Raw genomic sequence first — 23,182 nt, 5'->3', positions numbered from 1 at the left:
GTTGCGTGGAGGATTGCATGCGAGTTGTTCCGCGTATCTTCAAGGGCTTGGCCCTGCTCATCATTCTCGTTGGTATAGGTGGAGCCATGTGGCTCTCCATCAGCCCGCCGGAGCTCCTGAAGGTGGGCAACGGCTATGCCGCCAAGATCGTCTGCTCCAATGTCTTCATTGCCGGCCGTGATCCCGATGCCGTGCTTTACGACGATGTTCAGGCGCCTGGAAACCCGCTGCTGCGTCTGATGCGCGTCGAGGTCGATCATGACAGCGGGCGGGTGACCTCGCGCTTCATGGGCCTGTTTGCGCCGAGCTACGCGCTTTATCGCGGCGCCCTCGGGTGCACGAGCGTGCCTGACGGGGATTTCGATGCCGCTGCTAAGGCCGCGCCGCTCTTGCCGGCATCGCGGGCGGGCGAAAACGATGCAGTCTGGCCGGACGGCGAGCGCGTCGATCCGGCGGCGGTCAATACCAGGGTCTCAGCCCTTCTGACGGACGCCAAGCTTGCCGGACCGGCGATGCGGGCGATGGTGGTCGTGCAGGACGGCCGCATTATTGCCGAGAGCTATGGGCCGGGAATAAGCGCCAGCACACCGCTGGTGGGCTGGTCGATGACGAAGACGGTCAATGCGGCGCTGATCGGCCGGTTGATGCTGTCGGGCAAGATTTCCTTCGACGACACGCATCTGCTGCCGCAATGGGCGCATGATCCACGCCGCGACATCAAGCTCTCCGACCTGCTCGGCATGGAAAGCGGGCTTGCCTTCAACGAGGATTATGGCGCTGTCGCCGATGTGACGCGCATGCTCTACCTCGACCCCGACATGGTTTCTCTGCCGGCAGGTGCGCCACTGGTGGCTGCACCGGGCACGAATTTCCATTATTCCAGCGGTACGGCCATGCTTCTGTCGCGCATCTGGATGAATAAGGTCGGCGACCCGCAGGCGGCCTTCGATTACCCCCGTGATGCGCTGTTTTCTCCGCTCGGCATGACGAGCGCAGTCTTCGAAGCCGACGAGCGCGGTACGTTTACCGGCAGTTCCTATCTCTATGCCACGGCGCATGACTGGGCGCGATTCGGACAGTTCCTGCTGCAGGACGGCGTGTGGAACGGGCAGAGACTTTTGCCGGAAGGCTTTGTTGCGATGATGCGCACGCCGACGGCAAGTTCGGGCGGCCAGTATACGCAAGGCCAGGCCTGGCTCGCAGGGCCGGGCGGCGAGGCGAGTGCGGAGTTCGGGCTGCCGCAGGATACGTTCTGGCTGCAGGGCCATGACGGACAGTCGGTCGCGATCATTCCTTCGGCCAATCTCGTCTTTGTCCGCATGGGACTGACGCCGAGCTGGTTGCGCTACAGGCCGCAGGTAATGCTGAAGGAAATTCTCAACACGCTTCAGTCGGCAAAAGCCGGCTGACGTTCGTCAGCGATGATGTCTTAGTATCAGTAGTTGCCCTGGGCGATGTCGGTCATGCCCTTGCGCTTGGCGTCGTAATAGTAGCCGCGCGCATAGAGACGAACGGCGTCGTCTTCCTTCTTGTCGGCAACCTTCCAGGCGCCCTGCAGGTATTTGCCGGCATATTTGATATTGGTCTCAGCGTCGAAGAGGCCGGCGGCACTGCCGTTATAACCCATCGATTTTGCAGTGTTGTACTTGATCTGCATGAGGCCGAAGTAGCCGCGCTTGTTATAGGCCTTGGAATTGTAACGGCTCTCGCGATGAACGACGCGGTGGAGCAACGACTCCGGGATTTCGTAAAGCTTGGAATATTTGCTGATGAGCTTGCTGACGAGGCTCTTTTCGACGGTCGGCGCGTCGTCGCTGTCGTTATCGCTGAACATCGGCGGGGCTGCCGGCGGATCGATCGGGCCGGACTCATCGAAGCCGTAATCCATCGTGAAGCGCGGCGTGGTATCGACGGCGGCGAGCGCTGCGAGCGCGCCGTTCTGCGGCGTCGTGGCTGCGAAGGCAAGCTGCGTCGAGGGGCTGGCGGGCGAGCCCGGCCGCGGCGTCGGAATGACGGACTGGATCGCTGTCATCTCAGGCGTCAGCGGAATGGGGGCATAGCCATTGACGGTAACCTGCTGGACACCGCCCTGCATGGCGAAATCGCCAGCCTGCTGCTGCACGGGGGAGACGACATTCGGCATGGCGGCTGCGGTAAGAACGGGTGCGGCGGCTGCTGCCTGGGGATTGAGAGTGGCGACGGCCTCGCCGGTTGCGCCTTCGGCAGTCGGAACCGCAGCCAGCGTTGCGTCTTCACTCGGCTTCGGCATGGGAATCACGGTCTGTGCGGCGGTCAGTTCCGCCTGAGAGGTATATTCGACGCTCGCGCATCCGGAAATGACACCGCAGAGCATGGTAGACACCACGAGACTGCGTTTCAGGCCGGAAAATCCGATCGCTACCATTCTCTCACTTTCGTGAATCGCGCCGCCCCGGCAGCGTCTTAAAAGTTATCAAATACCTTAAGCCTGAGGGTAGGCATTAACCTATTCGTGGCTTTCCGGCAACCACGGAATATTTCTAGGCTGCAATACGGCGATACCCGGCGGTTACGGCGCCGGCAGCGATGAGGAGAGTGCCACCGGTGCGGTTGACCGCGCGCTGAACGCTGGCCTTGCGAATCAAGCCGCGCGCGGCGTGGGCGGCGAGCGCGTAGCAGGAGGCATTGATGGTGGCGAGCACGAGGAATGTCGCTTCCATGATCAGCATCTGATCGAAGAAGGGAAGGGCGGGGTTGAGGAACTGCGGCACGAAGGCGACGAAGAAGACGATGCTCTTCGGGTTCAGTGCCGTCACGACATAGGCATGCAGAAAGATCCGCAGGGACTTTTCTTCCGGCAGATTATCGTTGTCGGCGATGTGTTCGCCGACGATCGGGGCTCGCCAGAGCTTGATTCCAAGCCAGATCAGATAGGCGCCGCCGATCCATTTCAACACCGTAAACAGCGTCGCCGATGCGGCGAGCAGGGCGCCAAGGCCGAAAAGCGAGGCGGTCATGGCCGTGAAATCGCCGAGTGCCACGCCCGAAACGGTCGCAAGCGCCGTCTTCCGGCCATGCCCAAGCGCATAGGAAACGACCAGAAGAATGGTCGGTCCCGGTATGGCGAGCATGATGGCGGATGCGGCTGCAAAAGCGAGCCAGGCTTCAAGCGACATGGAATCTCCTCCTATTCCCAGAGAACAAGCAAAGACACCATATTAGCCATCCGTCAATCATGCCGCCCTGTATTTTTGCCCGATCTGGCTCATTACTTCGCCAAACCATCCGGTTGAAAGATCAAATGGCTTGCCACCCTTGATGCGGGGAAATTCTATTGTGCGCAACTTGCCATTCTGCGCTTCGTCATGGCCGGTTACGCCTGAAATCTTGTTGAGGGCGCTTTCGACGGCGAGATCGACCATGCTCTGGATCAGGCGCAGGTCTTCGCCGTTTGCCGGTGCAGAGCGCGCAAAATAGCCGGATTTCTGGACGAGCGAGCGCTCTGCATCGAGCAGGCTTGCGAACTGCTTCTGGAACCAGGCGCCGACATTGATCGTGTCGATCTTCACATGGCCGAAGGCGTCGCGCTTGACCGTCTCGCCGGCAGCTTCGCGCTCGGCGACGATGGCATCGAGGCAGGCGCCTTCCGACACGAAGACCGTGGCATGGCCGGTGCGGTCCATGATTTCCTTCAGGCGCGCGGCTTCGGCATCGAGGTCGAAAGCCATTTCCGGCAGGTAGACGGCATCGATGCTCTTCATATGCGCGTTCATCATCAGGCCATCGACATATTCATTGCCTTTGGTGCGCTGGAGATAGGCGCGGGCGGTGGCGGCCGTCAGCCAGCCGCAGTGACGACCCATGACCTCGTGGATGACGAGCGTGCGCGGGGCGGCGGTCTGTTCATTGCTGACATTGTCGAAGAAATGCGCGCCGACCTCGGCAGCCGTCCAGGCGCCGAGCGACTGGCGGATCGGCACGACGTCGTTATCAACCGTTTTCGGCAGGCCGACGACGGTCAGGTCATAGCCGTTTGCCGCGAGATAGGCGGCGAGATCCGCGGCTGTCGTATTCGTGTCGTCGCCGCCGATCGTGTGGAGGATGGTGACGCCGTCATTGGCAAGACGTTCAGCGGCAACCCGCAGCGGATTTTCGCCTTCCTTGACGAGGCCGCGCTTCACGCAATCGGCGGCATTGGTGAGCTTCACGCGGCTGTTACCGATGGGGGAGCCGCCATAACGGTGCAGGAGCGGCGCCTTCTCGCGCATCTGCCCATTGATTTGAACGCTGTCGCCGAGCAGCACGCCCTGATAGCCGGACTTGTAGGCGATGAGTTCGATATCGGGTGCAACATCGCTATAGCGCTCGATGAGGCCGCCGACGGCAGATGAGAGGCAGGGCGCCAGGCCTCCGGCGGTCAGCATTGCGACTTTCTGTTTGGCCATAATCCCTCCTTTGGCGCTCGATGAGCGACTGCGTGCAAGCTCAAGTCTTTGTTTTACGCATGTCGTTATCGCAAAACCGCTGCGCACTTTTGCGCGACATGCTTCAGGTAACGCATGGATGCGGCAGGGGAAGTGGCCTGTAAAGTAAAGAATTTACGAAAAACGCGCCTTTCTGCAGAGCAGGCGCCGGAAGCGGCGATATAATCGGTTCAAAGCCAGTTCCACCTATCCATAAGTGTTGTGGAAATCGTCGAGCGTTGTGCGAATACTGTAGAAGTGGCGGGCACAGCGGATGGTCGTGTTTTGGCGACCGTTACCGAATTGTGAAAACAGTTTTCGAACCTACGACCAATAGCTGCCTTGCAATGGCGACGATTATTTGGTCAAGGTGTTTCTTCCAAAACTTGCTGCATTGCGAGAAGATGACGATGTCTTTCTGGGAAAAACTGGTGAATGCCATTGGCAATATCGCGGGCAATGCGCTCTCCGCGGTGGTCGAGGCTATTCGCACGGTTTTCGAAGGCGATCCGGAGACGCGCCGCAAGGTTGCCTTCTCGGTGGCCGTCATTGCGCTGTCTGCCAAGATGGCGAAGGCTGACGGCATCGTCAGCGAGAAGGAAGTGCAGGCCTTCCGCGATATATTCGAGTTTCCTCCGAGCGAGGCGAAGAATGTTGCGCGCCTCTATAATCTCGCCCGCCAGGACGTTGCCGGTTACGAGGCCTATGCCGCGAAGCTGTCAACGCTCTGCTCGACTTGTGCTGCCAATTGCCCGGTCCTGGAAGATGTGCTCGACGGCCTGTTCCATATCGCCAAGGCAGATGGGCTGATCCACGAGAAGGAAATGAATTTCCTGCACCATATCGCCGAGATCTTCCAGATGAGCGAGGCCCGCTTCGATCAGATCGCTGCACGCCACGTCTCTGATGGACGCGACCCCTACAAGGTTCTCGGGGTTTCGCCGGCAGATGACTTCCCGACGATCCGCCGCCATTATCATGTGCTCGTCAGCGAGCATCATCCGGATAGGCTGATCTCGCGCGGCGTGCCGGAAGAGTTCTATGTGATCGCCAATGAACGCATGGCAGCCCTGAACGACGCCTATGCGGCGATCGAAAAGGAACGTCGCGCCGCATGACCTCATTCGAGGCCGATTACAGCAAGGCGCGCGTCCAGCCTTCGCCGAACCATGGCGAACGCGCTGACGGACGCAAGCCCGATATGATCCTGCTGCATTATACCGGCATGCCGAGCCCGGAAGGAGCGCTTGACTGGCTCTGTCGGGACGAAAGCCAGGTCTCCAGCCATTATTTCGTGCATCCAGACGGCGAGGTCGTGCAGCTCGTGCCGGAGGGCCGCCGCGCATGGCATGCGGGCAAAAGTTTCTGGCACGGCGAGACGGATATCAACTCGCTGTCGATCGGCATCGAGATCGCCAATGCCGGCCATCCGGGCGGGCTTCCGGACTATCCGAAAGAGCAGATCGCGGCGGTGATCGAATTATGTCGCGATTGCGGCGATCGCTGGTCAATCGCGCCTGAAAGGGTGCTCGGCCACTCTGATGTGGCTCCTGTGCGCAAGGTCGATCCGGGCGAAAAATTCCCCTGGGGCGAGCTGTATCGGGCCGGCGTCGGCCACTGGGTAGAGCCGGCCGCCATCACTGGCGGACGCTTCTTCCAGCGCGGTGACCGTGGACAGCCGATAGAGGCGCTGCAATCCATGCTGTCGCTTTATGGATACAGCACTGAGATCACAGGCGAATTCAACGATAAGACGGCTGGTGACGTCGAAGCCTTCCAGCGGCATTTCCGCACCGAGCGGGTGGACGGGATCGCCGATTTCTCGACGATCGATACGCTGCACCGCCTGCTTACGGCGCTGCCGCGATATTCCTGATCTCCAATGGTTTCCGACATTGCCGATTTTCCATGTTTGAATGCGAAATTCGGACTGCCACATCATTTCCCTATTATCTCCTCATTGCGATGGTCTAAGAACTTCCGCTAAGCGGCGCCGATGGTTGTTCCCAAGCTAAATCGAAGGCGTCATGTGAAACGATAAGAATTGCTGCGAAACCTGATCAGTCCTTGGTCGGGAATTCTCCATGACGGCGGGGCGCGCAGTCCGGCAATTCTTTGGGTCGGAGTGTTTAAGACTACATGAGAAAACTGATTGTTGTTGCTGCAGCATGCGTTGGCATGGTGCTGGCGGGAAATAGCTTTGCCTTTGCGAATGACTGGGGCGTAAGAGCCGATGCGCCCGTGAAGAAAGTGGAGCGCCCGCAGAAGACCGCGGAGCGCGTGCATAAGAAAGAGCGTCCGCAAAGGACTGCGCAGCGTGTGCAGAAGAAAACGGAGCGTCCGCTGAAGACGGTCGAGCGGCAGAGTGGCTATCCCGTCGCCGACGTTTCCGGCAATTCCTATTCCGCACTGATCAGCAAATATGCCAATCAATATAATGTGCCGGTGGCGCTTGCGACTGCTGTCATCCGTATCGAAAGCAATTTCAATCCGAGGGCGCGCGGCAGCCACGGCGAAATCGGCCTTATGCAGATCAAGCCGGCGACGGCCCGCATGATGGGCTATTCCGGTAGTGCCAAGGGTCTGTTCGATCCGGAAACCAACATCAAGTATGGCATGAAGTACCTGGCGACCGCCCACGATCTCGGTGGCGGGCAGACCTGCAATACCATCCTCAAATACAATGCCGGCCATGGCGCGACGCGCATGAACCCGGTCTCCAAGTCCTATTGCGGCAAGGTTCTTGCGATGCTCTGAGCCGGAAGCGCTTTTCTCTGACAAACGTCGGATGATTCAGTGCGATTGCCATGTTATCGCTAGCCTTTAGCGAGGTGCGATATGGCAGTCGATTTCAGGTTCATCGTCATCGGTCGCGGCATGATGGGTGCCGCGGCCGCTAAATATCTGGCACGCCAGACGGACGGCGTTGCCGTCATCGGTCCGGACGAGCCGGCTGATCGCAAGGTGCATGGGGGAGTTTTCGCCAGCCATTACGACGAAGGCCGTATCACGCGGACCATCGATCCTGATTGCGACTGGGCGTTGCTCGCCAATCGCTCGATCGTACGCTATGGCGAGATCGCAAGCGAAAGCGGCATCGATTTCTATACGGAGGCGGGCTGCGTCGTTGTAGCGCCTCCCGAGAGTGCTTACCTCGCCGGTACACGGCAGGCCGCGGTTTCGCTCGGCGTCGAAACGACATCTTTCGATGAGGCTGGGCTGAAACGACGGTTTCCCTATTTCGCTTTTCCCGCCGGCAGTGCCGGCATTTTCGAAGCGAAGGGAGCAGGGCATATTAGCCCGCGGAAGCTCGTGAAGGCACAGTCGCTGCTTGCCGAAAAGGCGGGTGCGACCGTGATCCTCGACCATGCCGCCTCCATCCGCGAGGAGGGCCGGGTGGCCGTCGTGACCACGGCGGGCGGCAAGGTTTATCGCGCCGAGAAGGTGCTGCTGGCGGCTGGCGGTTTTTCCATTTCGCAGAATCTCTTGCCGCAATCCGTTGACATGACGGTTTATGGACGCACCGTGACCCTATTCGAGGTGGCGGACGAGGATGCTCCGCGCCTTGCCGGCATGCCGTCGCTCATCCTCGAAGCGCCTGGCATCGACATCTATCTATTGCCGCCGATCCGCTATCCCGATGGAAAGCTCTATCTGAAGATCGGCGGGGATCCCGACAATCTGGTGCTGAGCAACGATACGGACATGCGCGCCTGGTTTCGCACGGAGGGACGCGAGGTTGCGCGCGAGCATCTGAAGGGCATCGTTGATCGTATTGTGCCGGAGCTTGGGGCGCGGTCCATTTCCTCCGCATCCTGCGTCGTCTCCTATACGAAGAGCCGCTATCCGATGATCGGCTATACGTCCTCGCCGCATATTGGGGTGCTGACGGGCTGTGCGGGGACCTCGGCCAAGAGCTCGGATGAAATCGGCAGGCTCGGAGCCGAACTGCTTCTTGCAGACAGAATCAAGGACCAGGGCTACGCCACGGATTTCGCACCTTATTTCCGTTAGGCCTGTCCCCCATATTTCGTTGGCATTTGCGGGCTTCCTCGTTTAAGGGAGCCCCTGCCAGTTGGCCGGGCAGCCGCGCTTTACCAATGCCGAAAGGCGGTAGGGTGAGGAAAGTCCGGGCTCCACGGAAACACGGTGCCGGATAACGTCCGGCGAGGGCGACCTCAGGGAAAGTGCCACAGAAAGCAAACCGCCTGTCATGACAGGTAAGGGTGAAAGGGTGGGGTAAGAGCCCACCGCATCTCCGGCAACGGATATGGCACGGTAAACCCCACCGGGAGCAAAACCGAATAGGGATGACGCGGTCGGCGAAAGCCTTCCGGCCTGTTTCTGGGTCAGTCATCCGGGTGGGTTGCGTGAGGCAGCGTGCAAGCGCTGTCCCAGATGAATGGCTGCCACGTTCCGGTTCGCCGGAGCCATACAGAACCCGGCTTACAGGCCAACTGGCGATTAACTTCTGCGACGTCCGTATTGCAGCGGAATCCGATTTCTCTCCCGTCAAGTCATTGAAATGTCGGGAATAGAGGCAAGGTCTCATGGATCTTGTCCGGCTGGATTTCCTGTTCCCGAGAGGGACTTCAGGCAGCGTTTGAGAATCGCTTTCCTAACCCTTTGTTAAACTTAACAGCTTATAAATCTTTGATACTGCGCCCACCTCAAAATGGGCTCATCCCATTGACGCCCATATGGTCCCATGCTATCCCAAATGCGCACTGCATCAGGGCAATCATCTGCCCATCCATCGCAAAGCAAAGGCGCCTTCCGGATCGGAAGCGTCGGGAGGGCCTTGGTTCTTTCGGCTTGCGAAGCTGTGCCTGACTTTGAGGGTTTCGGGCGGCAAAAAGCTTTCCGGGCTCTTTCGGAAACGGATGTTTCGTGTCATGAGCCGCTTCCTTTCGAATGCGACCAACAGGATCGATGTCAAGGGCCGGGTTTCCGTGCCGGCGGCATTTCGTTCCGTGCTGGCGCAGCGCAACGTTCAGGAGCTTTACTGCTTCCAGGACTTTGTGTTTCCGGCGATCAGCGTCGGCGGTTCGGATCTTCTGGAAAGGTTCGAACGGCAGATTGCGGCGGAGGATCCGTTTTCGCCGGAGGCAAACGAGATGTCGCTTCTCATTCATGGGGGCGGGGTCTTCATGAAGCTCGACGCCGAGGGGCGGTTGATGGTCACGGATTTCATTCGCGACTTCACTGGTATTTCGGACGAAGTGACCTTTGTCGGTCGGGCGGACCACTTTCAGCTCTGGCAGCCGCAAGCATTCGCGGCCGCGCAGGCGCAGGCACGAGGGGAGCGCAAGCTGGCGGGCAAGCGTTCCTGAACGAACGAGGGAACGGAATGGCGGCGAATCCTGGCGGAGGTTCAACTGAAGCCGGTGGCGGACCGGTTCGCCACATTCCGGTTCTTCTCAAGGAAGTGCTTGCGGCGCTGGAGCCTTCTTCCGGCAAGGTCGTTCTCGATGGTACGTTTGGTGCCGGCGGCTATACGTCCGCTATTCTCGATGCCGGCGCCGATGTGATCGCGCTTGATCGTGATCCGACGGCGATCGCAGCCGGCCAGGCGCTCGTCGCCGCGCATGGCGGTCATCTCAAGCTCATTCATTCGCAATTCTCGCAGCTTGCCGATCATGCGCCCGATAGCGGGCTTGATGGCGTCGTGCTGGATATCGGCGTTTCCTCCATGCAGATCGATGAGGCCGAGCGCGGCTTCTCTTTCCAGAAGAGCGGCCCGCTCGACATGCGTATGTCGGCCGCGGGCGTTTCTGCAGCCGATGTCGTCAACCGCGCCAAGGTGGCCGATCTCATCCGCATCTTCCATTATCTCGGCGAAGAGAGCCAGGCGCCGCGCATTGCGCATGCCATCGAAAAGCGCCGCATCGAAAAGCCTTTCGAGACGACGCGTGATCTTGCCGGCCTCATCGAGCTGGTGACGCCGCGCAAGATGAAGGACAAGATCCATCCCGCAACGCGCGTCTTTCAGGCGCTGCGCATCTTCGTCAATGACGAGCTTGGCGAGTTGGCGCAGGCGCTGTTTGCTGCCGAGCGGGCACTGAAACCCGGCGGTCGCCTCGTTGTCGTCACCTTCCATTCGCTGGAGGATCGTATCGTCAAGAAGTTCTTCTCCGATCGGGCCGGCAAGGCATCCGGTTCCCGCCACCTGCCGATCGCGCATGAGCGGGCCGCGACCTTCGAGCCTGTCGGCAAGTCGATGGTTTCGGCCAGCGAGGAAGAAGCCGAGATCAATCCGCGCGCCCGTTCCGCCAAGCTGCGCGCTGGCCAGCGTACCGTTGCACCCGCTGAGGCCGAGGACATGTCGCTCTTCGGATTCCCGAATCTCGCCAGTCTCGGAAAGCTTGGAGGTTGATATGCTGAGAACGTTCGATCTTGTACTCATCGGCGTCATGACGGCGGCAGCCGCCGTTACCTACACGATCAAGCACCGCGCCGAGCTGAAGCTCGAGGAAGTTCAGCGCCTCGAAGCGGAGATCAAGCTGGAGAAGGATACGATCGACCTCCTGAAGGCCGATTGGGCGCTGCAATCGCAGCCGAACCGGCTGGAGCGCCTCGTCAATGCCTATAACGGCGAGCTGCAGCTGCAGCCGACGGATTCGACCGCACTTGCCCACGCGCGCGAGCTGCCGATGCTGAAGTCGCAGGTTCCTCCGCCTGACGTTACTGAAGCTAAGGCTGGAGACGCCAAGGCAGGCGCTAAGCTGGGTGTTGCTGCCAAGTCTCAGCCGATCCCGATGCCGGCGCCGCGAGAGGCCGAAGACGCGGACCAGATCGAAACGGGAGCGGTGGAATAATGTCCTTTCTTTCCCGCATCATGGTACTGAAGAGCCAGGCGCATTTTTCCGCCGGCGTCTACAATCGTTTCGGCGCCCCCTCCGGCATGGCGATCGAAGGCTCGCGCAAGCGCAAGGCCGGGCAGGCCAAGAGCCGCGTCGGCCTGCTCATCGTCGGCTTTACTGCCCTCTACGCCGTTATCGGCGCCCGTATGGTCGAATATGCGATGAAGGAACCGGAATCCGTCTCCTCCATCCTGCCGCCCGACCGGCTGATGGCGTCGCGTCCCGATATTCTCGACCGCAACGGCGAAGTGCTGGCAACCGATATCCGCACCGTTTCGCTGTTTGCAGAGCCGAACAAGATCGTCGATACGGACGAGGCCGTCGAAAAGCTGCAGACGGTGCTTTCCGATCTCGACGTCAAGGACACCTATAAGAAGCTCTCGAACCGCACCTCGCATTTCGCCTGGCTGCGCCGCCAGCTGACGCCGAAGCAGCAGAGTCAGATCCTGGCGCTCGGCATTCCCGGCATCGGCTTCAGGCCGGAAAAACGCCGTTTCTATCCGGGTGGCCCAACGGCTGCGCATATCCTCGGCTACGTCAATATCGACAACCGCGGCGTTGCCGGCATGGAAAAATATATCGACGATCAGGGGCTTGCCGATCTTGCCTCGGTCGGCATGACGAGCAACCAGTCGCTGGAACCGGTGCGCCTTTCGATCGACGTGCGTGTGCAGGCGATCGTGCGCGATGCAGTCATCAACGCCGTCAATAACTTCCAAGCCAAGGGCGCTGGTGCTGCGGTCATCAATGTGCATACCGGCGAGGTGCTGGGTATGGCGTCGGCGCCGGATTTCGATCCTAATAATCCGCAGGAAGGTGCCAAGGACGGTTGGCTCAACCGGATGACCAATGGCACGTTCGAAATGGGCTCGACTTTCAAGACTTTCTCGTTGGCGATGGCCCTCGACACCGGCAAGGTGAAGATGACGGACAGCTTCGATGCCAGCAAACCAATCTATATCGGCGGCTTCACCATTAAGGACTTTCACGGTCAGCGCCGCTGGCTGACGGTGCCGGAGATTTTCCAGTATTCGTCGAACATCGGTACGGCCCGCGTCATCGACATCGTGGGCATCGACGCCCAGAAAGATTACCTGACGCGCCTCGGTCTGCTGACCAAGCTGCAGACGGAGTTGCCGGAAGTGAAGATGCCGAGCCAGCCGCGCGTCTGGAAGAAGATCAACTCCATTACGATTTCCTTCGGTCACGGCGTTTCCACGACGGCGCTCCAGACCGGCGTTGCCGCGGCGGCGCTCGTCAATGGTGGTAAATTGATCGAACCAACGTTCCTTCCGCGTACGCGCGATCAGGCCGATCAGATCGCCCAGCAAGTCATCAGCAAGAAGACCAGCGACGAGATCCGGTATCTGCTCGATTTCAATGGCTCAAAGGGGTCCGGGCGCGTAGCTCGCGTGCCGGGTTTCCAGGTGGGCAGCAAAACAGGCACTGCCGACAAGGTGGTCAATGGCCGCTATTCGTCAAACCTGAACTTTAATTCCTTCATCTCTGCTTTTCCGATCAACGATCCGAAATATGCCATCATCACTTTCTGCGACGAGCCCAAGACCGGCGAAAAGGCCTATGGCGGTACGATCTCGGCGGGTACAGCAGGCCCCATCGCCCGCGAAATCATCCGCCGCGCCGCACCCATCCTCGGAGTCGAGCCGCAATTCGGCGAAGACGGCTCGGCCTTGTTGGTGTCTTATTGAGTGTGAATCAATATCGGTGTCGATTCGTAAGGGGCGGTCGACCTGAACCAGAGAAGTGCATTCGATGAAATTGCGGGACCTCGCCGGAAATGCGTTTCCGGAACTCAAAGCTGAACTCGAAGGGCCGGCCGGCGCGCTGGAGATTTCCGGTCTGTCTTCCGACAGCCGCAAGATCGCGCCCGGCATGGCTTTCGTGGCGATTGCCGGCTCCAAGGCCGATGGCGCAGGCTTCATTGCCGATGCTGTTGCCAAGGGTGCTGCCGTCGTCATCGCATCGCACGCAGTCGAAACTCGCGCGCCGGTTCTGGTCGTTGCCGAACCGCGCCGTTTCCTCTCCGTTGCCGCCTCGCGTTTCTACGGCCGCCAGCCGGCGACGATGGTCGCGGTGACGGGCACCGCCGGCAAGACCTCGGTTGCCTCCTTCGTCAGGCAGATCTGGGCGCAGGCCGGCCACGCTGCCGCCATGATCGGCACGACCGGCGTCGTTTCGCCGACGCGCAATGAATATGGCTCGCTGACGACGCCCGATACTGTATCGCTGCACCAGCTGCTTGCCGAACTCGCCGACGAGGGCGTCACGCATGCTTCGATGGAGGCCTCCAGCCACGGGCTCGACCAGTATCGCCTCGACGGCGTGAAACTTGCCGCCGCCGCCTTCACCAATCTCGGTCGCGACCATATGGATTACCATCCGACGGTCGAAGACTATATGGCCGCCAAGATGCACCTCTTCGACCGAGTGCTGCCGAAAGGTTCGCCCGCCATCATCTTCGCCGATGATCCATGGTCGGAGCAGGCGATCAAAGCGGCGACGGCTGCGGGCCATGACGTTCGCACGGTCGGGCGCAAGGGCGGCTATCTGACACTGAAGCGCGTCGAGCATTTCCGCCACAAGCAGGTTGCGGAAATCCATGCCGAAGGCGAGATCTTCGAGGTCGATATTCCGCTTGCCGGCGATTTCCAGATTGCCAATGCGCTGGTTGCCGCGGCCCTTGCCATGTCCACGGGCGTTCCGGCGAAGCTCGCGATGGCCGCGCTCGAAAAGCTGCAGGGCGCGTCCGGCCGCCTGGAGCTTGTCGGCCATACCAAGGACGGTGCGCTCGCCTATGTCGATTACGCGCATAAGCCGGACGCGCTGGAAAATGTGTTAAACTCTGTGCGTCCGTTCACAACGGGCCGCGTCATCGTCGTGTTCGGCTGCGGCGGCGACCGCGACCGTGGCAAACGACCGATCATGGGCGAGATCGCCTGCCGGCTTGCCGATGTCGTCATCGTCACCGATGACAACCCGCGCTCGGAAGTGCCGGCTGAGATCCGCGCCGAGATCATGGCGGCGGCGAAATGCGCTTCCGAAATCGGCGACCGCGCAAAGGCGATCCGCGAGGCGGTTCTGCAGCTGAAATCCGGCGATACGCTGATCGTTGCCGGCAAGGGACATGAAGAGGGGCAGACGGTCGGCAGCGTCACGCTGCCGTTTTCCGATCATGCCGAAGTGCGCAAGGCTTTGGAGGAGCGGGTACCATGAACTGGCTCTGGACCACCGAAGACATGATCGCCGCGATGGCGGGCCGTCCCTTCGGTTCGTTGCCGCAAGGCATTACCGGCATTTCCATCGACAGCCGCTCGATCACGCCGGGTGAGGCTTTCTTCGCGATCAAGGGCGACCGTGTTGACGGGCATGACTTTGCCTCGATGGCCGTTGCCAATGGTGCGACTCTGCTCGTCGTCAGCGAAGGCCGTCTGCCGGCCATGGGGCGCCTGACCGTGCCGATGATCGTGGTCGAGGACGTGCTTGCTGCCCTCGGCAAGCTGGGGCAGGCGTCGCGCGAGCGCTCGCGGGCAAAGATCATTGCCGTTACCGGTTCAGTCGGTAAGACGACGACCAAGGAGATGCTGCGCCATGTGCTGTCTCCCTCGGGCAAGGTGCATGCGTCGGTCGCCTCCTTCAACAATCACTGGGGTGTGCCGCTGACCTTGGCGCGCATGCCGATCGACACCTATTTCGGCGTCTTCGAAGTCGGCATGAACCATCCGGACGAGATCCGGCCGCTGGTGAAGATGATCCGCCCGCATGTCGCCGTCATCACGACGATCGCGCCGGCCCATCTCGGCAATTTCCAGAATGTCCAGGAAATCGCTGCCGCCAAGGCAGAGATCTTCGAAGGCCTGGAGCCGGGCGGTGACGTCGTTCTCAACCGTGACAATGAGCAGTTCAATTTTCTGGAGCAGACCGCCCAGGCGCTCGGCATCCAGAAGATCCATTCCTTTGGCCAGCATGCCAAGGCGGAATTCCGTCTTGCCGAGTTCAACGGCTCGGACGAAAGCTCGACGCTCTGGATGACTGTCGGTGGCGAGACCAAGGAAGTGCGCATCGGCGCGCCGGGCCGCCACATCGCTGAAAATGCGCTGGCTGCATTAGGCGTCGTGACGATCGTCGGCGCCAGCCTCGACAAGGCAATCGACGCGCTCGCGACGCTGAAGCCGGAGAAGGGCAGGGGCAAGCGCTACAGGCTGCCGATCGGCAATGGCAGCTTCACGCTGATCGATGAAAGCTATAACGCCAATCCGGCCTCCATGCGCGCGGCGATCGCGCTGCTGGCATCGGCCGAGCCGACCGGCCGGGGCCGCCGCATCGCCGTTCTCGGCGACATGCTGGAGATGGGCGAGTTTGCCGAGCAGGTTCATACGGATCTCGCAGGTCCGCTGCTCGCTGCCGGTCTGGAACATGTCTGGCTCGCGGGGCCTGAGATGATGGCGCTGAAGGGCTCGCTTCCGGAGAGCGTCGCGGTCGAGCATCGCGAGAAGACGGAAGAATTGTTGGAATTCGTTTTGAACTCGGTCGCACCTGGCGACGTGTTGATGGTGAAGTCGTCTTTGGGGATCGGTTTCGGCAAGATTGTTGCCGCGCTCCTTGACAAGTACCCGCCAGTTTCAGACACGCAACGCGATCTATGATCGGGGAAAAGGGGCTTTGAATGCTGATTTGGCTGGTTGAACTGTCGGAATATTTCAAATTTCTGAATCTGTTCAGGTACATTACCTTCCGTGCGGGTGCCGCTCTTTTCACCTCCGCTCTCACCGTTTTCCTCTTCGGGCCTGCTATCATCAATTCGCTGCGCATCCGGCAGGGCAAGGGCCAGCCGATCCGCGCAGACGGGCCGCAGACGCATTTCAAGAAGGCCGGCACCCCGACCATGGGTGGGCTGATGATTCTCGCCGGCATTGTCGGGGCGTCGCTGCTCTGGGCCGATCTTTCCAACGTCTATGTCGTCGCCACCCTGCTCGTGACGCTCGGTTTTGGCGCTATCGGCTTCTATGACGACTATCTCAAGGTTACGAAGCAGAGCCATAAGGGCTTTTCCGGCAAGGCGCGCCTCGGCATCGAATTCATCATCGCCGGCATCGCCGTCTATTTCATGATGCGTACGGCATTGGCCTCCGGCCCTGCCGGCTCGACTTTCGGCTCCTCGATCGCATTCCCCTTCTTCAAGGACTTCATGATCAATATCGGCATCATGTTCGTCGTCTTCGGCGGCTTCGTGATCGTTGGCGCCGGCAATGCCGTGAACTTGACCGACGGCCTCGACGGCCTCGCCATCGTGCCGGTCATGATTGCCGCTGCCGCCTTCGGCATCATCGCCTACCTCGCCGGTAATGCGGTCTTTGCGAATTACCTGCAGATCAATTTCGTGCCCGGTACCGGCGAGCTGGCCGTGGTGCTCGGCGCGGTTATCGGCGCTGGTCTCGGCTTCCTTTGGTTCAATGCTCCGCCGGCCGCAATCTTCATGGGCGACACCGGATCGCTCGCGCTCGGCGGCACGATCGGCACGGTTGCCGTTGCTACCAAGCATGAGATCGTCATGGCGATTGTCGGCGGTCTGTTCGTCATCGAGACGCTGTCGGTCATCATCCAGGTCGGCTTCTTCAAGATGACCGGTCGGCGCGTCTTCCTCATGGCGCCGATCCACCATCACTTCGAAAAGAAGGGCTGGACGGAAAGCCAGGTGGTCATCCGGTTCTGGATCATTGCCGTCGGTCTTGCCATGATCGGTCTTTCCACGCTGAAGCTGCGGTGAGGCGGTCATGATCCCCGTCACGACGCTTGCAGGAAAAAAGGTCGCTCTCTTCGGTCTCGGCGGCTCGGGTCTCGCGACGGCCAAGGCGTTGGTTGCTGGTGGCGCCGATGTCACGGCCTGGGACGACAATCCTGACAGTGTCGTCAAGGCTGCGGCAGACGGTATCGCTACTGCAGACCTGCACATGATCGACTGGAGCGCGCAGGCGCTTTTCGTACTTTCGCCCGGCGTGCCTCTCACCCATCCGAAACCGCATTGGACCGTCGATCTCGCGCGTGCCGCCGGTGTCGATATCGTCGGCGACGTCGAGCTCTTCGTGCGCGAGCGCCGCGCGCATGCTCCCGATTGCCCGTTCATCGCCATCACCGGCACCAACGGCAAATCGACGACGACGGCGCTGATCGCCCATATCCTGAAATCGAGCGGCCGCGATACACAGCTTGGCGGCAATATCGGCACGGCCGTGCTGACGCTCGATCCGCCGAAGGCCGAGCGCTATTTCGTCGTCGAATGCTCGTCCTATCAGATCGACCTTGCGCCGACACTCAATCCGTCCGCCGGCATCCTGCTCAACCTGACGCCCGATCACCTCGATCGTCATGGCACGATGCAGCACTATGCAGATGTCAAGGAACGGCTTGTCGCCGGCAGTGATGTCGCCATCGTCGGTGTCGATGACAGCTTTTCGGTGCTGATCGCCGACCGTATCGAGCGGGCAGGGGTGAAGGTGGTCAGGATTTCCCGCCGCAACGTGCTGGCTGACGGTATCTACGCCGAAGGCACGAAGCTCATCCAGGCAGTAAGTGGGGCGATGCTGCCCTTCGTCGATCTCGACGGCATCCAGACGCTGCGCGGCGGCCACAATGCGCAGAATGCCGCTGCCGCGGTCGCTGCCTGCCTTGCCGTCGGCGTTTCCGCCGAGGAGATCCGCGCGGGCTTGGCATCCTTTCCCGGCCTCAAGCACCGCATGCAGCCGGTCGGCCGGCGCGGCAATGTCGTCTTCGTCAATGATTCCAAGGCGACCAATGCGGATGCTGCAGCACCGGCGCTTTCAAGCTACGATCGCATCTACTGGATTGCCGGCGGATTGCCGAAGGCCGGTGGCATCACGACGCTTGCACCCTATTTCCCGCGCATCGCCAAGGCCTATCTGATCGGCGAGGCGGCGGCGGAATTTGCCGCGACGCTTGGCGAGGCGGTGCCTTACGAAATTTCAGGCACGCTGGAGCGGGCAGTCCTGCATGCGGCGGCGGATGCCGAAAGGGACGAGACCGGCCCTCTGGCCGTGATGTTATCCCCGGCTTGCGCAAGCTTCGATCAATATAAGAACTTCGAAGTCAGGGGCGATGCCTTTGTTGGTCATGTGGCTGCCCTTGACGGCGTGACGATGCTGATCAATTCGGCAACAGGAGGCAAATGACATGGTGAGCCGCGCAGAACGTGGAGCATTGGCCGATTGGTTCTGGACCATCGACCGCTTTTTCCTGGCCTTGTTCCTGTTCCTGATGGGCATCGGCTTCATGCTCTCGTTTGCGGCTTCGCCGGCGGTTGCCGAGCGTATCGGCCTGGAACCCTTCCACTTCGTCAAGCGTCACGCGGCCTTCATGATCCCGTCGATCGGCGTTATGCTCGGCCTTTCCTTCCTGACGCCGCGCCAGGTGCGGCGCACCGCGATCATCCTGCTGATCGTCGCCCTTGCTATGATGCTTCTGGCGTTGTTCTTCGGCATCGAGGTCAAGGGGTCCCGCCGCTGGGTCACGCTCGCGGGTGTTTCGATCCAGCCGTCGGAATTCATGAAGCCGGCCTTCGTCGTGGTCTGCGCCTGGCTCTTTGCCGAGCATGCCCGCCAGCCGGAAATTCCGGGCAATCTCTTTGCCATCATCCTGTTCGGCATTGTCGCAGCCCTTCTCGTGGCGCAGCCTGACCTTGGCCAGACGATCCTGACGACGGCGGTGTGGGGCGGCATGTTCTTCATGGCCGGCATGCCGTGGCTCTGGATCATCGTGCTCGGCGCCGGCGGCGCGGGTGGCCTGGTGACCGCCTATTACGTCTTCCCTCACGTGGCGGGCCGAATAGACAAGTTCCTGACCGGCGAAGGCGATACGTTCCAGATCGATACTGCCCGCGAGGCGATCATCCGCGGCGACTGGTTCGGCCAGGGGCCGGGCGAGGGCATCGTCAAGCGCATCATTCCAGACGCCCATACCGACTTCATCTTTTCGGTCGCGGCCGAGGAATTCGGCATCGTCTTCTGCATCGCGCTCGTTGCCATCTTCACCGTGCTGGTGCTGCGCGGCCTGTCGCATGCTTACCGCGAACGCAACGACTTCAACCGTTTTGCCGTCGCCGGGCTCGTGCTGCAGATGGGTATCCAGTCGATCATCAATATCGGCGTCAATCTCGAACTGCTGCCGGCCAAGGGCATGACGCTGCCGCTGATTTCCTACGGCGGTTCATCGATGGTGGCGATCTGCGTGACGGCCGGCTTCATTCTGGCGCTGACGCGCCATCGTCCGGAAAAACGTGCGCAGGACCGGAGCCTCTTCCGCGTGCCGCACGGCATGCCGGCGGAGTAAGGGGATTATGAGCAAGGGCATCGTCCTTCTTGCCGCCGGGGGAACCGGCGGCCACGTCTTTCCGGCAGAAGCGCTTGCCTTCAAGCTCAGGGAGCGCGGCTATTCCGTGCATCTCGTCACCGACAGCCGTGCGGAGCGCTATGCCGGCAAGTTTCCGGCCGACGAGATCCATGTCGTGCCGTCGGCGACGATCGGTTCGAAGAACCCGGTCGCCGTTGCCCGCTCGCTCTGGAAGCTCTGGACCGGCATGCGGGCGGCAAAAAGGCTGATCCAGCGGCTGAAGCCTGTCGTCGTCGTTGGCTTCGGCGGCTATCCGACCGTGCCGCCGTTGCTCGCCGCCACGCGCCTCGGCGTTCCCTCGATGCTGCATGAGCAGAATGCCGTCATGGGCCGCGCCAACAAGGCGCTGGCGCCGCGCGTCAGGGCGATTGCCGGCGGCTTCCTGCCTGAGAGCGGCGGACCATTTTCCGACAAGACGGTCGCGACCGGCAATCCCGTGCGCCCGGCGATCCTTGCCGCAGCCGAGCAGCCCTATGTGCCTTCGCATCCCGGTGAGCCGTTCAATCTCGTCGTCTTCGGCGGCAGCCAGGGCGCGCAATATTTCTCCAAGGCGATGCCGACGGCGATCAGCCTGCTCGACGATGCGCTGCGCGCGCGGCTGAGGGTAACCCAGCAGGTTCGCCCTGAGGATATGGAGACGGTGCGCGGGTGCGTGGTGCAGCTGCAGATGGCTGCGGATATTGCGCCGTTTTTCAACGACATGGCGGAGCGTCTTGCCAAGGCGCATCTGGTCATCTGCCGTTCGGGCGCCTCGACGGTTTCGGAAATCTCGGTCATCGGCCGTCCGGCCGTGCTGGTACCTTATCCGCATGCGCTCGACCATGATCAGGCGGCCAATGCCGCAGCGCTTGCGGCGACCGGCGGAGCCAAGGTGATCGCCCAGTCGGAGCTTTCGCCGGAGCATATCGCCTCCATCCTGACGCATGTGATGAACGATCCGGAAAAGCTTGCCGGCATGGCGGCTGCCGCCAAGCGTGCGGGAAAACCTGACGCGGCGAACTTGCTTGCCGACATGGTTGAGGCTATTGCCGCCGGCAAGACAGTTACAGAATTCAAGGGGGCACGCGCATGAAGCTGCCAAAGGCGATAGGCCTTGTCCATTTCATCGGCATCGGCGGTATCGGCATGAGCGGTATCGCCGAAGTGCTGCATAATCTCGGCCATAGGGTGCAGGGATCGGATCAATCCGACAGCGCCAATGTCCAGCGCCTGCGCGACAAAGGCATTGAGGTCTTCGTCGGCCACAGGGCGGAAAACCTCGGCGATGCCGAAGTCGTCGTCGTGTCGACCGCGATCAAGAAGAGCAATCCGGAACTCATTGCCGCGCGCGAAAAGCTCTTGCCGGTCGTGCGCCGCGCCGAAATGCTGGCCGAGCTGATGCGCTTCCGCAATGCGATCGCCATCGGCGGCACGCACGGCAAGACGACGACCACCTCGCTCGTCGCCGCACTGCTCGAGGCCGGCGGGCTGGACCCGACCGTCATCAATGGCGGCATCATCAATGCCTACGGCACGAATGCGCGCATGGGCGAGGGCGAGTGGATGGTGGTCGAGGCGGACGAATCCGACGGTACCTTCCTGAAGCTGCCGGCCGATGTGGCCGTCGTCACTAATATCGACCCCGAACATCTCGACCACTACGGCAATTTCGATGCCGTTCGCGCCGCCTTCCGGCAGTTCGTCGAGAATGTGCCTTTCTACGGCTTCGGCGTCATGTGCCTCGATCATCCCGAGGTGCAGGCGTTGGTCAGCCGCATTGAGGACCGCAAGGTCATCACCTATGGCGAAAACCCGCAGGCCGATGTGCGCTTCATGAATGTGCGCATCGACGGCACGCGCTCGATCTTCGACGTCGAGATACGCCGCCGCCGCACTGGTCAGGTCATTCGGCTCAACGATCTCATTATGCCGATGCCCGGCCGTCACAATATTTCGAATGCGACTGCGGCCGTTGCCGTGGCCAACCGGCTTGGCATCTCCCGCGAGGATATCGCCAAGGGGCTTGCCTCCTTCGGTGGTGTGAAGCGTCGCTTCACGCTGACGGGCGAATGGAACGGCGTGCAGATCTTCGACGATTACGGCCATCACCCGGTCGAGATCAAGGCGGTGCTGCGCGCTGCCCGCGAAGCCTGCAAGGGCCGGATCATCGCGGTGCACCAGCCGCACCGCTACACACGCCTGTCGAGCCTCTTCGAGGAATTCGCGGCCTGCTTCAACGATGCCGACAGCATCTTCATTGCGCCTGTTTATGCCGCGGGCGAGGATTTGATCGAGGGAGCGGATTCGGAATCGCTCGTTTCCCGCATCAAATCGGGTGGCCATCGTGACGCCCGTTTCCTTCCTTCGGCGGAGGCTCTACCTCAGATGGTAGCAGAGATTGCAAAGCCCGGGGACTTTGTGGTTCTGTTGGGGGCTGGTAGCATTACATATTGGGCAGCAGCGCTGCCGAAGCAGTTGCAAGACCTTTCAGGAAAGTCCGCATGAAACAGGTTAACGGGGAAAAGCTTCTTGCCTCTCTCGGAGAAGGCGTAAAGGACATTCGCGGCCGACTGACGCCGGATGCCCCCATGGATCGCGTCACCTGGTTCCGCGCCGGCGGTCTGGCCGAGCTGATGTTCCAGCCGCATGACGAGGAAGACCTGATCGCCTTCTTGAAGATTCTACCGGATGAAGTGCCGCTGACGGTGGTCGGCGTCGGCTCGAATATCCTGGTGCGCGATGGCGGCATTCCGGGCGTCGTGCTGCGCCTGTCGGCCAAGGGCTTCGGCTTTGTCGAACTCGCCGGCGAAAACCGCATTCTTGCCGGCGCCATCTGCCCGGACAAGCATGTGGCCGCCATGGCGATGGACAACGGCATCGGCGGTTTCGCTTTCTATTACGGCATTCCCGGCGGTATCGGCGGTGCTGCCCGCATGAATGCCGGCGCCAATGGCTCCGAGACGAAGGATCGCGTCGTCGAGGTCCGCGCGATCGACCGCAAGGGCAACAAGCATGTCCTGACGAATGCCGAGATGGGCTATTCCTATCGCCACTCCGATGCTGCGGATGATCTGATCTTCACATCGGTGCTTTTCGAGGGCTATGCCGATGACCGTGCCAAGATTCGCGCCGAGATGGATGCCGTACGCAATCACCGCGAGACGGTACAGCCGATTCGCGAAAAGACCGGCGGCTCGACTTTCAAGAACCCCGAGGGTCATTCGGCCTGGAAGCTGATCGATGAAGCGGATTGCCGCGGTCTCGTCATCGGCAGCGCGCAGATGTCGTCGCTTCACTGCAACTTCATGATCAACATGGGGCAGGCGACGGGTTACGATCTCGAATATCTGGGCGAGGAAGTGCGCCGCAAGGTTTTCGAAATGTCAGGCATCAAGCTCGAATGGGAAATCAAGCGTCTCGGCCTTTTCATGCCCGACCGCGAGGTTCGCCCCTTCCAGGGCGTGACGTCAGAGTAAG

General features: G+C 60.9%; 20 protein-coding genes and 1 other RNA gene. 18 read left to right on the top strand and 3 right to left on the bottom strand.

What is annotated here, in order from left to right:
- Positions 1–17: 17 nt before the first annotated feature.
- Complete coding sequence (locus tag FHT82_RS13615) at positions 18–1,409, top strand: serine hydrolase (RefSeq protein WP_183731131.1); 1,392 nt, start codon at positions 18–20, stop codon at positions 1,407–1,409.
- Positions 1,410–1,435: 26 nt separating this feature from the next.
- On the opposite strand, the gene FHT82_RS13610 is transcribed toward FHT82_RS13615, so the two are convergent.
- The 3 genes from FHT82_RS13610 to FHT82_RS13600 all read right to left on the bottom strand — a co-directional run bounded on the left by FHT82_RS13610 (position 1,436) and on the right by FHT82_RS13600 (position 4,424).
- Entirely contained in the window at positions 1,436–2,404 is a 969-nt protein-coding gene (locus FHT82_RS13610) for a lytic transglycosylase domain-containing protein (RefSeq protein WP_183731128.1), read from the bottom strand.
- 115 nt (positions 2,405–2,519) lie between these two features.
- Positions 2,520–3,155: a LysE family translocator gene (locus tag FHT82_RS13605; RefSeq protein WP_183731125.1), complete on the bottom strand. Its 636-nt coding sequence runs from the start codon at positions 3,153–3,155 to the stop codon at positions 2,520–2,522.
- 57 nt (positions 3,156–3,212) lie between these two features.
- Complete coding sequence (locus FHT82_RS13600; protein ID WP_183731123.1) at positions 3,213–4,424, bottom strand: pyrophosphate--fructose-6-phosphate 1-phosphotransferase; 1,212 nt, start codon at positions 4,422–4,424, stop codon at positions 3,213–3,215.
- A 428-nt stretch (positions 4,425–4,852) separates the two neighbouring features.
- On the opposite strand from FHT82_RS13600, the gene FHT82_RS13595 reads away from it, so the two are divergent.
- The 17 genes from FHT82_RS13595 to murB all read left to right on the top strand — a co-directional run bounded on the left by FHT82_RS13595 (position 4,853) and on the right by murB (position 23,181).
- Positions 4,853–5,560: a DnaJ family molecular chaperone gene (locus FHT82_RS13595; protein ID WP_183731120.1), complete on the top strand. Its 708-nt coding sequence runs from the start codon at positions 4,853–4,855 to the stop codon at positions 5,558–5,560.
- Positions 5,557–6,318 carry an N-acetylmuramoyl-L-alanine amidase gene (locus FHT82_RS13590; protein ID WP_183731117.1) on the top strand — a complete coding sequence of 254 codons (762 nt, stop codon included), beginning with the start codon at positions 5,557–5,559 and terminating at the stop codon, positions 6,316–6,318. The genes FHT82_RS13595 and FHT82_RS13590 overlap by 4 nt, the downstream gene beginning before the upstream one ends.
- Positions 6,319–6,581: 263 nt before the next feature.
- Positions 6,582–7,199 carry a lytic transglycosylase domain-containing protein gene (locus FHT82_RS13585; RefSeq protein WP_183731114.1) on the top strand — a complete coding sequence of 206 codons (618 nt, stop codon included), beginning with the start codon at positions 6,582–6,584 and terminating at the stop codon, positions 7,197–7,199.
- 81 nt (positions 7,200–7,280) lie between these two features.
- The gene (locus tag FHT82_RS13580; RefSeq protein ID WP_183731111.1) at positions 7,281–8,456 is read left to right on the top strand and encodes an FAD-dependent oxidoreductase; all 1,176 of its coding nucleotides are present in this window, start codon (positions 7,281–7,283) and stop codon (positions 8,454–8,456) included.
- Positions 8,457–8,513: 57 nt separating this feature from the next.
- Positions 8,514–8,907, top strand: an RNA gene (gene rnpB / locus FHT82_RS13575) — RNase P RNA component class A.
- A gap of 430 nt (positions 8,908–9,337) precedes the next feature.
- Positions 9,338–9,775 carry a division/cell wall cluster transcriptional repressor MraZ gene (gene mraZ, locus FHT82_RS13570; protein ID WP_246698135.1) on the top strand — a complete coding sequence of 146 codons (438 nt, stop codon included), beginning with the start codon at positions 9,338–9,340 and terminating at the stop codon, positions 9,773–9,775.
- 17 nt (positions 9,776–9,792) lie between these two features.
- Positions 9,793–10,818 (top strand): 16S rRNA (cytosine(1402)-N(4))-methyltransferase RsmH, encoded by a 1,026-nt coding sequence (gene rsmH, locus FHT82_RS13565; RefSeq protein ID WP_183731106.1) that lies wholly within the window; start codon positions 9,793–9,795, stop codon positions 10,816–10,818.
- Position 10,819: 1 nt separating this feature from the next.
- Positions 10,820–11,260, top strand: a complete 441-nt coding sequence (locus FHT82_RS13560) for a hypothetical protein (protein ID WP_183731103.1) — start codon at positions 10,820–10,822, stop codon at positions 11,258–11,260.
- Positions 11,260–13,014 carry a penicillin-binding protein 2 gene (locus FHT82_RS13555; protein ID WP_183731100.1) on the top strand — a complete coding sequence of 585 codons (1,755 nt, stop codon included), beginning with the start codon at positions 11,260–11,262 and terminating at the stop codon, positions 13,012–13,014. The genes FHT82_RS13560 and FHT82_RS13555 overlap by 1 nt, the downstream gene beginning before the upstream one ends.
- A gap of 64 nt (positions 13,015–13,078) precedes the next feature.
- Positions 13,079–14,539, top strand: a complete 1,461-nt coding sequence (locus FHT82_RS13550) for a UDP-N-acetylmuramoyl-L-alanyl-D-glutamate--2,6-diaminopimelate ligase (RefSeq protein ID WP_183731097.1) — start codon at positions 13,079–13,081, stop codon at positions 14,537–14,539.
- A complete protein-coding gene (locus FHT82_RS13545; RefSeq protein WP_183731094.1) occupies positions 14,536–15,969 on the top strand; it encodes a UDP-N-acetylmuramoylalanyl-D-glutamyl-2,6-diaminopimelate--D-alanyl-D-alanine ligase in 1,434 nt (477 codons plus the stop codon). The genes FHT82_RS13550 and FHT82_RS13545 overlap by 4 nt, the downstream gene beginning before the upstream one ends.
- 20 nt (positions 15,970–15,989) lie before the next feature.
- Positions 15,990–17,090 carry a phospho-N-acetylmuramoyl-pentapeptide-transferase gene (gene mraY / locus FHT82_RS13540; RefSeq protein ID WP_183731091.1) on the top strand — a complete coding sequence of 367 codons (1,101 nt, stop codon included), beginning with the start codon at positions 15,990–15,992 and terminating at the stop codon, positions 17,088–17,090.
- Positions 17,091–17,097: 7 nt separating this feature from the next.
- Complete coding sequence (murD, locus tag FHT82_RS13535; RefSeq protein ID WP_183731088.1) at positions 17,098–18,510, top strand: UDP-N-acetylmuramoyl-L-alanine--D-glutamate ligase; 1,413 nt, start codon at positions 17,098–17,100, stop codon at positions 18,508–18,510.
- Between the two features lies 1 nt (position 18,511).
- Positions 18,512–19,666 carry a putative lipid II flippase FtsW gene (ftsW, locus tag FHT82_RS13530; RefSeq protein ID WP_183731085.1) on the top strand — a complete coding sequence of 385 codons (1,155 nt, stop codon included), beginning with the start codon at positions 18,512–18,514 and terminating at the stop codon, positions 19,664–19,666.
- A gap of 7 nt (positions 19,667–19,673) precedes the next feature.
- Complete coding sequence (gene murG / locus FHT82_RS13525) at positions 19,674–20,798, top strand: undecaprenyldiphospho-muramoylpentapeptide beta-N-acetylglucosaminyltransferase (RefSeq protein ID WP_183731082.1); 1,125 nt, start codon at positions 19,674–19,676, stop codon at positions 20,796–20,798.
- Positions 20,795–22,210 carry a UDP-N-acetylmuramate--L-alanine ligase gene (gene murC / locus FHT82_RS13520; protein ID WP_183731079.1) on the top strand — a complete coding sequence of 472 codons (1,416 nt, stop codon included), beginning with the start codon at positions 20,795–20,797 and terminating at the stop codon, positions 22,208–22,210. The genes murG and murC overlap by 4 nt, the downstream gene beginning before the upstream one ends.
- Positions 22,207–23,181, top strand: a complete 975-nt coding sequence (gene murB / locus FHT82_RS13515; protein ID WP_183731077.1) for a UDP-N-acetylmuramate dehydrogenase — start codon at positions 22,207–22,209, stop codon at positions 23,179–23,181. Before murC ends, murB begins: the two co-directional genes overlap by 4 nt.
- Position 23,182 lies beyond the last annotated feature (1 nt).

This window comes from Rhizobium sp. BK275, from assembly GCF_014193555.1.
GTDB lineage: Bacteria > Pseudomonadota > Alphaproteobacteria > Rhizobiales > Rhizobiaceae > Rhizobium.
This window is presented reverse-complemented; position numbering and strand designations above follow the sequence as displayed.

Excerpts from the sequence above, each read along its gene's own strand:
- FHT82_RS13615 (WP_183731131.1), top strand. The coding sequence starts at position 18 with ATGCGAGTTGTTCCGCGTATCTTCAAGGGCTTGGCCCTGCTCATCATT.
- FHT82_RS13610 (WP_183731128.1), bottom strand. The coding sequence starts at position 2,404 with ATGGTAGCGATCGGATTTTCCGGCCTGAAACGCAGTCTCGTGGTGTCT.
- FHT82_RS13605 (WP_183731125.1), bottom strand. The coding sequence starts at position 3,155 with ATGTCGCTTGAAGCCTGGCTCGCTTTTGCAGCCGCATCCGCCATCATG.
- FHT82_RS13600 (WP_183731123.1), bottom strand. The coding sequence starts at position 4,424 with ATGGCCAAACAGAAAGTCGCAATGCTGACCGCCGGAGGCCTGGCGCCC.
- FHT82_RS13595 (WP_183731120.1), top strand. The coding sequence starts at position 4,853 with ATGTCTTTCTGGGAAAAACTGGTGAATGCCATTGGCAATATCGCGGGC.
- FHT82_RS13590 (WP_183731117.1), top strand. The coding sequence starts at position 5,557 with ATGACCTCATTCGAGGCCGATTACAGCAAGGCGCGCGTCCAGCCTTCG.
- FHT82_RS13585 (WP_183731114.1), top strand. The coding sequence starts at position 6,582 with ATGAGAAAACTGATTGTTGTTGCTGCAGCATGCGTTGGCATGGTGCTG.
- FHT82_RS13580 (WP_183731111.1), top strand. The coding sequence starts at position 7,281 with ATGGCAGTCGATTTCAGGTTCATCGTCATCGGTCGCGGCATGATGGGT.
- mraZ (WP_246698135.1), top strand. The coding sequence starts at position 9,338 with ATGAGCCGCTTCCTTTCGAATGCGACCAACAGGATCGATGTCAAGGGC.
- rsmH (WP_183731106.1), top strand. The coding sequence starts at position 9,793 with ATGGCGGCGAATCCTGGCGGAGGTTCAACTGAAGCCGGTGGCGGACCG.
- FHT82_RS13560 (WP_183731103.1), top strand. The coding sequence starts at position 10,820 with ATGCTGAGAACGTTCGATCTTGTACTCATCGGCGTCATGACGGCGGCA.
- FHT82_RS13555 (WP_183731100.1), top strand. The coding sequence starts at position 11,260 with ATGTCCTTTCTTTCCCGCATCATGGTACTGAAGAGCCAGGCGCATTTT.
- FHT82_RS13550 (WP_183731097.1), top strand. The coding sequence starts at position 13,079 with ATGAAATTGCGGGACCTCGCCGGAAATGCGTTTCCGGAACTCAAAGCT.
- FHT82_RS13545 (WP_183731094.1), top strand. The coding sequence starts at position 14,536 with ATGAACTGGCTCTGGACCACCGAAGACATGATCGCCGCGATGGCGGGC.
- mraY (WP_183731091.1), top strand. The coding sequence starts at position 15,990 with ATGCTGATTTGGCTGGTTGAACTGTCGGAATATTTCAAATTTCTGAAT.
- murD (WP_183731088.1), top strand. The coding sequence starts at position 17,098 with ATGATCCCCGTCACGACGCTTGCAGGAAAAAAGGTCGCTCTCTTCGGT.
- ftsW (WP_183731085.1), top strand. The coding sequence starts at position 18,512 with ATGGTGAGCCGCGCAGAACGTGGAGCATTGGCCGATTGGTTCTGGACC.
- murG (WP_183731082.1), top strand. The coding sequence starts at position 19,674 with ATGAGCAAGGGCATCGTCCTTCTTGCCGCCGGGGGAACCGGCGGCCAC.
- murC (WP_183731079.1), top strand. The coding sequence starts at position 20,795 with ATGAAGCTGCCAAAGGCGATAGGCCTTGTCCATTTCATCGGCATCGGC.
- murB (WP_183731077.1), top strand. The coding sequence starts at position 22,207 with ATGAAACAGGTTAACGGGGAAAAGCTTCTTGCCTCTCTCGGAGAAGGC.